7 protein-coding genes are annotated in these 8,844 nt (G+C 63.7%); 1 reads left to right on the plus strand and 6 read right to left on the minus strand.

The features are described 5' to 3' along the window. Positions 1 to 187: 187 nt before the first annotated feature. Both WBP48_RS10740 and WBP48_RS10745 read right to left on the minus strand, forming a co-directional pair. Positions 188 to 1,126, minus strand: a complete 939-nt coding sequence (locus WBP48_RS10740) for a UTP--glucose-1-phosphate uridylyltransferase (protein ID WP_424440157.1) — start codon at positions 1,124 to 1,126, stop codon at positions 188 to 190. Positions 1,127 to 1,189: 63 nt separating this feature from the next. Continuing rightward, complete coding sequence (locus tag WBP48_RS10745; RefSeq protein WP_424440160.1) at positions 1,190 to 1,510, minus strand: hypothetical protein; 321 nt, start codon at positions 1,508 to 1,510, stop codon at positions 1,190 to 1,192. A 174-nt stretch (positions 1,511 to 1,684) separates the two neighbouring features. Here WBP48_RS10745 and WBP48_RS10750 point away from each other — a divergent pair, with 174 nt between their 5' ends. Further along, positions 1,685 to 2,251 carry a hypothetical protein gene (locus tag WBP48_RS10750; protein WP_424440163.1) on the plus strand — a complete coding sequence of 189 codons (567 nt, stop codon included), beginning with the start codon at positions 1,685 to 1,687 and terminating at the stop codon, positions 2,249 to 2,251. A gap of 167 nt (positions 2,252 to 2,418) precedes the next feature. Here the strand turns inward: WBP48_RS10750 and WBP48_RS10755 are convergent, their stop codons facing one another. The 4 genes from WBP48_RS10755 to WBP48_RS10770 form a co-directional block, all read right to left on the minus strand. Continuing rightward, on the minus strand, positions 2,419 to 3,360 hold the full coding sequence (locus WBP48_RS10755; protein ID WP_424440166.1) for a ThiF family adenylyltransferase: 942 nt from the start codon (positions 3,358 to 3,360) through the stop codon (positions 2,419 to 2,421). Further along, complete coding sequence (locus WBP48_RS10760) at positions 3,357 to 4,088, minus strand: hypothetical protein (protein ID WP_424440169.1); 732 nt, start codon at positions 4,086 to 4,088, stop codon at positions 3,357 to 3,359. Before WBP48_RS10760 ends, WBP48_RS10755 begins: the two co-directional genes overlap by 4 nt. Before the next feature lie 133 nt (positions 4,089 to 4,221). Further along, the gene (locus tag WBP48_RS10765) at positions 4,222 to 7,983 is read right to left on the minus strand and encodes a hypothetical protein (RefSeq protein ID WP_424440172.1); all 3,762 of its coding nucleotides are present in this window, start codon (positions 7,981 to 7,983) and stop codon (positions 4,222 to 4,224) included. Positions 7,984 to 8,162: 179 nt separating this feature from the next. Then, positions 8,163 to 8,528, minus strand: a complete 366-nt coding sequence (locus WBP48_RS10770) for a hypothetical protein (RefSeq protein ID WP_424440174.1) — start codon at positions 8,526 to 8,528, stop codon at positions 8,163 to 8,165. Between the last annotated feature and the right edge of the window lie 316 nt (positions 8,529 to 8,844).

Genomic DNA, 8,844 nt, shown 5'->3' on the forward strand with positions numbered 1-8,844 from the left:
CCGCGTCGGCGAACCCGACCCCAACCCCGAGGAGGTGACCGAACCCGACCTCCGAGCACTCACCGCATAACCATCAGAACCGAAGGATCACACCATCACCGATACACCACGCCCCAGGACTTGACCCTTTCTGCATCGTCGGGTCGTGGTGACACGCTTCAGACCCTGGTGCGATCCAACCCGTAAGTCAGCGTGATACAGACATAGAGGATTGTGGAGTCGGCGTTGAGCCTCGCGCAGCAAGCCCTCTCCCGGAGACGAAATCGCTGAGCCATGGCAGCAGTTCCGGTCCGAGGTCGGGGCGCTCGGAGGCGATCTCGACGATCGCCTTGAGGTGGTCGAGCTTGTCTCCCGTGTCGTAGCGCTGCCCCCTGAAGATGACGCCGTATACCCCGCCAAACTCCGCCGGGTCGGACGCCATCCGCTCCAGCGCGTCCGTCAGCTGAATCTCTCCGCCTTTTCCGGGCGTCGTGCCTCTGAGGACGTCGAACACCTCGGGTCTGAGGACGTAGCGCCCAATGACCGCGAAGTTTGACGGCGCAGCGCCGGATGCAGGCTTCTCCACCAAGCCCGTGATCCGCACTACGTCGGCTTGGTCGGTCATCTCCACAGAGGCGCAACCATAGAGATGGATCTGCTCCGGATCGACTTCGAGCAACGCGACGACGGAGGCGGCGTGATTCTCGGCGACGTCGATCATGCGTCGCAGAAGGGTTTCACGTTCACCGATCAAGTCACCACCCAGCAATACGGCGAACGGCTCCCGCCCAACATGCGCCTCCGCGCGCGATACCGCATGACCCAGTCCTCTGGGGCTTCCCTGGCGCACGAAGTGCAGATCCGCGAGCTCCGACGCCTTCTTCACATGTGCGAGCTTCGCGTCGTCACTCTTCGTGAACAGGTTCGACTCCAGTTCGGGCACCGAGTCGAAGTGGTTGCTGATCGCACTCTTGTTGCGGCCAAGGACTACGAGGATGTCCTCCAGTCCCGTCGCGACGGCCTCCTCGACGACGTACTGCAGAGCAGGTTTGTCTACGACGGGCAGCATCTCTTTCGGAATCGCCTTTGTTGCAGGAAGGAATCGCGTGCCGAGGCCGGCGGCGGGAATGACTGCTTTGCGTATCATGTGTGGTCGCTATCTGTGTGTTGAGGTTCTGTGCATGAGGTCCGCCGGAACAGTAGGTACCTCTCAGGGTCGCGAGAGGATCCAGGCAAGAAGGTACGCCCGGGAGTTCGCCCCGTCGATGTTCGCGTCGGGGAGCGCGCGCGCCCTCTCGAGGGCGCCGGCCCGGTCGACTTCCGCCTGCAGCATGATCACGTAGTCGATAAGCGGGAGGTTGGTCACGCCCTCTGGGGACGCACCCGTCACGTAGGACGCGAGCCGCTCGGGATCGTCGGGAAGAAACGCCGTTGACGGCGAGAAAGGAATCAAGAGAATGCCGAGAATCGCCGACGGTGTCGCGTCAAAGAACGTGGCGTAGTCCCTCTTGCGCACGTCGACTAGGCTCATCGAAGAATCCGACACGGCATTGCCCACCTATGCGGTGCGACATCTGATCCGTCCAGCGAAGGCCCGTCTGAATTGCAGCACCGAGAAGAGGAGACCTCGTGGGGAGCGCCCGGACGAGCTCCACGTCTGAGCGGTGAAGTGACCCGCGCGCGAGTACTGGACACGGCGTTGGCAATGCTTGAGAAGACCGGGCTGACGGTGAGCCTCGCGCATCTCGCACTGGAGGAGTTGATCCGCGCCGCTGCCGTGCCCCGGAGTTCGTTCTATCGGATCTGGTCGACCAAGGAAGACTTCTACGCCGACCTTCTGGTGGAGCTCGCTTCGACGTCGGAGACTCACGATGCGATGTTCTTCTCAGGAACCCGAGACGCGGGCTACGAAGTGATCGAGAAGCATCGAGACATGCTCGGAACTCAAGAAGGACGCGTGGCCGTACTTCGCGAAGCCGTTCGCGTCGCGACTCGTGTCAACTTCGATCACTTCAGCTCTTCGATTTCCTGGCGAACCCACGTCACGCTCGTCGCGTCGGCGAGCAGTCTCGCGGATGAAGAGACCCGGAGCAGACTTGTGGCCATGCTTCAACAGACGGAGCAGCGCTTCATCGAGCGGACTGCTGAGTTCTACGGCGATGCGCTCGAAAGTCTGGGGTTCGCCTTCTACGCCGGGGCTTCGGCTGAACTGCTGGCAGGTCTCGGTGCCGCCGCCGTCGAAGGTCTGGCCCAGCGGCGCCTGGTCAGCTGACACGATCATCCTCCGGCCGGGCATAGACGGGCAGCCGGTCGAGTGGCATCCGGCCGCACTCGGTTTCTGGGCGATCCTCGAAGCCCTTGTCGACCTAGAAGGGCGTCAGGGCTGACGAGCCCTGACGCCATTCTACCGGGATGGGCGAGGTCGTGACCAGTGCCGTCTCAGCCGCGACGGCGCGTCTCCTCCGATGCGTATGAAGCTCGGGGGTTCCACCCCAGGAGCGATCGGCCGGCGAGTGCCGCCGCCCCTGCCCAATGACGACCACGGGCGAATCGGATCCGCCCCGACGTGAGTGTCATTGCATCGGTGTAAGCCCATCGTGGTGCGAACACCGGCGAACGGCGGCGGTTTTGATCGGCTCGGGTGAGGTGCAGGAACGCCTCGGTGGCGCCGAGACTTACAGCAGCCTTCACCCCCTGCACCACCGACGGCAGCGGGGCGCCGGCCATGGCCGCCTGGAACGTGGCGAGATCGGCGTAGGGCGGGACATAGGGCACGCACCGCGCCAGGTTCACAGTCCGCGTGGCGGCCTCGTCGAGCGTGATGTCGGTGGGCAGCCCCATCATCCGCTCGAATGTATGCCGACTGTTTGGCTCGAACGAGGTCGCTATCGCACCGAATCCGATGTTCATCACGAGGAGATTGGGTACGCCGTGCCGTCTCGCCGCCCGTGCGAGCGCGGTGCCGACGTGGAGGTACCGCAACTCGGACTCGTCGAGGACGAGGTCAGCGCCGGCGACGAACTGGTCGACGTTGTCGATCGTGACGCCGTCTCGGAACGTAACGACGTTGGTGCCGGGACGGATCTTCGTGATGTCCTCCCGCAGCACGTCGACCTTGAGCCTCTGGTAGGTGTCGGTGTGCGCCCACGCGACGCGGTTGGAGTTCTCGGGCACGAAGGTCTCCGGATCCGCGATGCGGATCTCCTTCGGCCCGGCCATCATGACGATTGCCATTGCGAGATCGAAGCCATCGCCGCCGGCGCCCGCCACCGCGATGACCGACTCGCGCATCAACTCCTGTTCACTCCGTCGCCAGAATCCGAGGTTTCGCCGGTACTCCGGCGGAATCGCTTCATGACGAGTGCTCGACGACACGTTCATCGCTTCACCTCGCCCCAGAAACGAATCGCGCCCTCGGCTACGTCGAGCTCGTCGATCTCACGGAGGCCGCCGAGGTTGGCGGCGGACACGATGGGGTCGAGCCGGATCGCGACGTTTACGCCTTGGTACTCGTCGAGCCAGATCGGATCGGCGATGCGCGTGACCCCGATACCCATGATCCGCAACACCCGCTCGAGCGGACGCTCTACGATCGCGTAGACCCGGTCGTCGGTGCCGTGCTGGCGGATGTGGGCAACCGTCGAGCGCAGCAGTTCCCTCAGCACGTCGGCCTGATCCGATCTGTCGTCGAGCCGCGCGATGTATCGCGAGACCTCCAGACATTCCGATCCGAGATCCAGGCCGTACAGGGCATCGGCCGGAAGCGGACGGTTGTCGCTGCCGAGCCGTTCGATCACCCGAACGCAGGCGACTGCCACGGCGTGAGAGGCACGGTTCTCCACCACGAGGAACGCGCTGGAGCGATCATCGTCGTCGTCGATGTCGACTCCATAAGCGAGATCGTTCGTGCTGAGCATTCCGGTCTGCTTGGTGTACACCTCGGTGCGGAGCTCGATGTACGCGGTGTAGAACGCGTTCGCCCGTAGACCATGCCCGAGGGAGAGTACGGCGAACCGGCTGCCGGGGCTCTCAGCGAACATGTCCGCACGGACTTCGGGCGTGACGTCGGCGTTGCGCACCTTCGTCTTGGGAATCTTGGAAGCGGCCATGATGTCATTCCTTCCCGGCGGCGCACGCTGCGGGTAGCGCAGCTACCGCCTTGATGGTTAGTGGAATGACCCATGGTTCGGTGTGCCCGAACGCACGGTTGTCAGTTCGCTTGTCAGCGATTGGGCCGGGTTGTCAGAGACCGACGATGAGCCACGGGAGGGGCTGGAAACCGGCCTCTCGATGACCTTTCAACCGCTGGAGTGCGACATCGGCGAGGGCACCGGTGAGTCTGCCCTGGTTGATGAGCTTGCTCACATACTCGGCGTCGTCGGTGCTGACAGCGGCGGTGACGATGGCCACGCCGAGCGTGATGGGGAGCGAGGGCGCTGCGTCAATGAGTGCTCGGCGCGTCTGGAGGTGCGGGCTGCGCACGAGCCGCCGAGCGGTGCTGATGATGAAGTTCGAGATGGTCTTGGATTGTTTCGAACTGGCGTTGGCCGCCACCCAGCGGCCGACTTCGACGAGTTGTTGGGCGACGAAGGCCGCGTTGTCAGCGTCGGTGATGTCGATGGCGCGCAAGTAGTCGGCGATGTCGCGGAAAGGGTTGGCATCGGGCTTTCCTTGTCCTTGGAGAGGGGGCTCGCGGACGAGGCCCCACAGCGGTTCCCATGCTTCCCGTGTGCCGGTAAGCGCGAGGACCGCGCGATAGGCCGAAAATCCGGCATCGGCAAGTCGGTGGCGCGGAGCGCTCAGCACGGGCTCCGCTGACGCTGGTGTGCGCACGTCGTCGATAACGTGCGTTCGGATGAGAGCGAGTGCCTCCGTGGCGTGATCGAGGCGGGCAGCAACGGCCCGCGGGAACATCTCGATGATCGCGGCACGTGCCATGGGGTCACGAAGGAGCATGAGCTGGTCGCCGAGGTCGCGCACGGTTGGGAAGATCATCTCGTGCGCTTGCAGCTGTTTCGCCAGGCCGCTCGCGTCACGCTGATCCTGATCGTCTCCCCTCATCTTCGCGGCGATGAGCTCACCGATCTGCGCTTGCCGCGACTGAATCGCCGCGCGGCCCGTCGGGTACGCCAGCAGTGCGCGGACGACACCGAGTCGCTGGGTGCGAAGCGCGACGCTCAGCACGACCTCGGCCGCAAGGTCGTCGCGAACTGCGTAGTTCAATCCTGTCTGGACCAGCTCGATCTGGGCGGCCCTTCCCTGCTCAGGTGAAAGGTAGTGAGCGGCGAGCTGATCGGGATCTCGGATGACGTCTCTGACGAGGGCCACGGCCCGAGCCACACCGGCAAGTGCGGCAGGAACGAGAACACCGAGGAGGTACTCCGGCAGACGCCAAAGGAGCGGCTGGTCAGCGAGGAGGTCGCCGGTGACGCGGTTGATCAACTCGTAGGGCGCTTCAGCGTCGGTGAGGACTGCCCGCGCCATGATGGCCCATCGTTGCGCGGACGTACTACCCGCGTTGGAGCGCGCCGGAAGTCCTTCAACGAGCTTGTCGTAGAGGTGATCCCCGACCACGTGAGACGCCAGGGTGTCGGTCTTCAGGATCTCTACGAGAAAGGAGCCGACGATCTGCGGCGGGCTGTCCTCAGCTTTTCGTCCGAACAGCGGCTCCAAGATGCGAGTGATGTGAGCGCGGTTGCGAGAAGTGCAGAGATGCTTGCCGAGGGCATGCCGCTCGGCGGCGCGGGGAACGGTCAGCGGCGCGGTGAACATCTCGTCGATGACTCGCGGTGCCAACGCAAGCCACCAGGCCTCTTCGCCATCCGGCGCCTCCCGAGCAATCGGCTCGAGATGCCGGTAGGTGACCTCGCCGGCCGCGACTCCGAAATCGCGGCGTGCAGATTTGAATCTGCGCGCCGATTGCACCGCACAGGTGACTACTTGCTCAAGGTAGTCGTCGTCGCCTAGCGATGACCAGTGGGCTGCGATCTCATGCAGCAGCTGGAGACACCCAGCGGCGTCCGGGAGGTGGGAAAGCAGCAGGAGGGATGCTGCCCGGGCATACTGTGGGTTCGCACTGGAAATACCGACGGTCAGCTCGATCGTCGGGCCGGGCTGATTCAGCGTCTGCGTTTGTCTCGTGGCCAGGTATTCCACGAGCTTGAGGCGCTCCACCAGCCGCGCAACATCGACGGGCCACCGGCGGACAAGACGCAAGAGGCACGATGTGAGATGCCGATAGACGTGTTGTCTGTGGGTGCTCCAGATGTGCGCAAGGAGGTTGCACGTGGTGTCCGAGTCGAGACGTCGCACCTGTGGGAGATGCCTGAGGAGCCGCGACACGGCGCTCTTGTCGAGGCCAAGGATGAGTTCGTCGTCGACGGTGAGGCCGGGCAGATGGCACCACACCATGACGCCGATCTCACGTAGCGAGGGGCTGGCGGATTCGAGGAGTGCTCGGGCGGCCTCGCTGGCGTGTTGACGGGTCGACGGTTCACTGGCCATGAGGATCACGAGTTGCTCGAGAACCGCACCGGTAAAGAGATCGTGTGGGTGATCTCGCATATGCTCCAAGAGCTTTGCAAGCATCGTTTCTCCGCCGCGCACAAGCAGGCCTTTCGCGGCGACGAACTCGAAGAGCGTTTGGTGAGCAAAACGCCATCCGTCGCCGCCGGCGGTGACCAGAACACCGCGGCGGATGAGACTGCTGATCGCGTGTGATGGCGCGTGCGGGAGCGGAATCGGCAGAGCGACCCGTGGGAGCGTTGTCTCTATGCGGTGGGCGCTAACAGTTGGGCTCGCATCAGCAAGCATGAGAATGCCGACACGCGCCGCGATGCCGCTGAGGTCATCGGCGTCGGCGTACCGCGCGCTCCGTTGGTCACGGACTATTCGCAAGTGCCAGTAGCGTTCATACAGGCCCGACACGTCCAGGTCGAGACTCGGCAGTGTGCCTTCGCTGAGATCGAACAGCAGACGCAGCAGCAGTGGTGACCGGAGTATTTCGACAGCGGGCAGCCCACGGGTCTGAACAGCGTGGATGAGTTCGAGCCCTAGTTCAGCTGCGTGATCGGGGAGGTAGCGTCGCATCAGAGCCCGCACGGCCTGCGGAAGCTCTGCGTCCTCGTCGTAGCCGCCCAACTCGATACGCGCCGATATGCCCGACAGCATCAGCGATTTCTCCTCGACGGGCCGGACGGTCAGGACGACTGGCACAGACGCGGATCGGAGACGCCTGAGCAGCTCGTTCGTCTCGTAGATGAGGCCCTGGCTATGCAAGAGCAGATCGGCGGTGTCAAGCAGAAGAACCGGGCGAAGGCGCGCGTCAGCCATGATGGTGAGCTGATCGACGAGTTCTTGTGTACTCGACAGGCGATCGTTCTCTGACGCCAACCAAGTCGCGGACACCAGTACCGGCAGTCGCCGCCTCTCGCGCAGCCGCCCCGTGACGCTCCACAGCAGGCTGGATTTTCCGGCACCCGCCTCACCCGGGATGAGAACGACGCTCCGCTTGTCGTCGATGGCATCCAGCACGCGCTCTTCAGCGGCGCGGCGCACGTAGAGCCCGGGTTCGTCGATGTCACCGAAGATCTGGGCGCGAATTTCATGCTCATACAGCGTGACGTATCGAAGCAGTCGCTGTGTAGCATCGGGCAGTTCGTCCATCTCGGGGGCGCTCTCGCGGTCGAGCTGATCGCGCAGATAGGCGGAGAGCTCCTCCGCGAACTGCCGCCAATAGTGCCCGGTCGAAGCACGACCGCGAGCGGGATCGAACCGTCGGAAGCCCGGAGACTCGCGTCCAGGGATCAGAAGGGCCGCCTGCTGGCGCCGAAGCGCCGGCGCGGCCCTCGTGTCGTCATCGCGAACGAAGTCCTCCCCGTCCGGATACGTCAAGAATCGGGACACGAAGATGGCGGTTTCTCGGCTGCTGAGGACGCGGCGGTCGCCCACTGCGATGTTGCTGGGCGACGTGTGTTCGCGCTGCTCCAGATCATCCCGGAACACCGTGAGCCGCTGGAGTGGATCATCCCTCCACGCCGCCGCCACGGTTTCCGGCACGTCTGGTGAAGCAAACAACTGGAGCGTTTCCGGAATCGAGAAGAACCACTCGCTCGGGTGTGGTCGGTTTGCGGAGCAGTTCCCATAGTGCACCGCGTAGTGGATCAGCTCCTTCCCGACGCGGTTCACTCGCTGAACAAAGCACAGTACTGCGAATACCCATACTTCCGAAGCTCCGACGGTATCCCCATGTAGGTGCGCCACCCCTGCAACAGGGTGTAATGCTGGTTCTTCTTCAACGACACCACGACCCTCTCGAAGTCGGGCTCGGCATACTCCGACCGCACCCGTGAGCGCCCGTCGGGGAACATCTCGGCGATGTCCGCGTCGGTCAGCCGCGCCAACCCGTCGACGGTGATGCTCCTGCCCACGAGCTGCTTCTTCGCCGCCGCGACACTCTTCTGCGAACAGCCCGCCATCGCCTCGATCTCTCGATAGCTACGCCGCTCCAACAGCAGGCTCATGATCTTCCGGTAGTCCGTGCTCAACACGACCACCCCTCTCAACTGAAATGACGGCCGCAGCAGCTGCTACGACCACCATCAGCCGATCACGACACAAGACCCCAGCGCTTCCCGATCCCCGGAACCCCGCTTCCCGAAACGTGGACAACCGCTTCCAGAAAGAACTACGCGCCACCTCGCTACCCACGGATGAGATGAAGGGTGAAATCAGCTGTTATCAGGGTTGCGTCCAATAGCGTGGTGTACGGATCCGGTGGCCGCGTCGCTGTGAACGTGGCGACGGTCACCGTGTGATCCTTCGAGAGAACTCTTCACATCCATCTCGAAAGGAACCACGACGATG

The sequence above is a fragment of the Microbacterium sp. genome (genome assembly GCF_049661145.1).
Classification (GTDB): domain Bacteria; phylum Actinomycetota; class Actinomycetes; order Actinomycetales; family Microbacteriaceae; genus Microbacterium.